At 64.5% G+C, this 1,487-nt stretch carries 2 protein-coding genes; both read right to left on the bottom strand.

Annotation, left to right across the window (positions count from 1 at the left end):
* Positions 1-538, bottom strand: a 538-nt coding sequence (locus GSI01S_RS19360) for an ATP-binding protein (RefSeq protein WP_006898366.1), incomplete at its 3' end; no start/stop codon positions are given.
* On the bottom strand, positions 535-1,487 hold a 953-nt coding region (locus GSI01S_RS19355; RefSeq protein WP_006898365.1), incomplete at its 5' end, for an IS21 family transposase. The genes GSI01S_RS19360 and GSI01S_RS19355, both read right to left, overlap by 4 nt.

Here is a 1,487-nt window from a genome sequence, read left to right as displayed (position 1 = left end):
GGATGAGCAGATCTTGGCGCAGCAGGGTGTCGATGGTTCTGCCGACGGTGTTGTCGGCCAGCCCGCGATACAGGGTCTCCACGAGGTCGGCGGCGGTGAAGTACCGCACTTTGTGTCCGGCGTGCACTGCGGCGATCCCCAACCCGATCAGGGTGTGACTCTTACCCGTCCCGGCAGGGCCGATCAGGGCGACATTATGTTGCGCCCGAACCCATTCCAGTGAAGACAGGTATTCGAAGGTATTGGCCGGAATAGAGGATGCGGCCACGTCGAACGATTCCAAGGTTTTGGTGACCGGGAACCCGGCAGCTTTGAGTCGGTTGCGGATGTTGGAGGCATCACGAGCGGCGATCTCGGTTTCCACCAGGGTTCGCAGTACTTCTTCGGGTGTCCACCGCTGGGTTTTCGCGGTGAGCAGGACCTCGGGTGCGCTGCGGCGGATCGAGGCCAGTTTCAATCGGCGTAGCGCGTGATCGAGGTCGGCCGGTAGCGGCGGCACTGTCTGAGGTGCAACGGGTGTCGATGTTGTGGTGGTCATGACACCTCCTTGTCGCCGGCGCCCAGCTTGTAGGCATCCAGCGAGCGGGTGGGCGCGGTAGGCAGGTGACCCAACAGTGCTGTGCCGGCCGGTCGCGGGTTGGGGGTGCCGGCTCCGGCATCGAGGATCGAGCGCACATCGGCGGCCTTGAACCTCCGGAACGCCACCGCCCTGGTCAGAGCGGTGAGCACCTGTTCGCGGCCGTGGGAGGTGACGAGCCCGAGGATGTCATCGAGTTCACCGCCCAGGCGGGTGTTCCCGATGGCCGCGGCACCGACCAGGAACTGCTCAGCAACCTCACCGAGATCGCAGAACTGTTTCTCTACCGCAGTTTTGGGCCGTGGTGCACGACTGGGCGGGGTGCGTGGCCCCCCGTAGTGATCATCGTTGAGGACGACCTCACCAGGTGCGGCCAACAGATGATCGGCGACCACCTCACCGGAGGCAGGTTCGGCGATCAGGAGCCGCTCACCGTCCTGGATGAGGGTCACGGTGGTGCCGATGAGCCGGTTGGGTACCGAGTAGCGGGCCGAGGCGTACCGGATACACGAGAGGCGATCGACCTTACGGGTGACCGGCGGTGGACCGACCTGGGCCCGCAGAGACGGCAACGGGCTCAATGTGTCTCGTTCGATCGTGAGTTGGTCAGCAGGCACGCACAGTGTGTCGCTGTGACGGCGGGTGTTGACCTCGACACACCAGTCCCGCGCGGCCCGGTTCGCTGCGTGCACATCCAGCTGCACGTCGTCACGACCAGCAGCGATCTTGGCTTCGGTCCACAACGGCTGCGCCAGATCCGACTGCGCGTACCCGCAGAGGTTCTCCACGATCCCTTTCGATTCCGGATCGGCGCCGTGACAGAAGTCCGGGGAAAACCCGTAGTGGGTGGCAAACCGCACATACGTGGGGGTGGGTACGACGACGTTGGCGACGACTCCACCTTTGAGGC

This window comes from Gordonia sihwensis NBRC 108236 (assembly GCF_000333035.1).
GTDB lineage: Bacteria > Actinomycetota > Actinomycetes > Mycobacteriales > Mycobacteriaceae > Gordonia > Gordonia sihwensis.
This window is presented reverse-complemented; position numbering and strand designations above follow the sequence as displayed.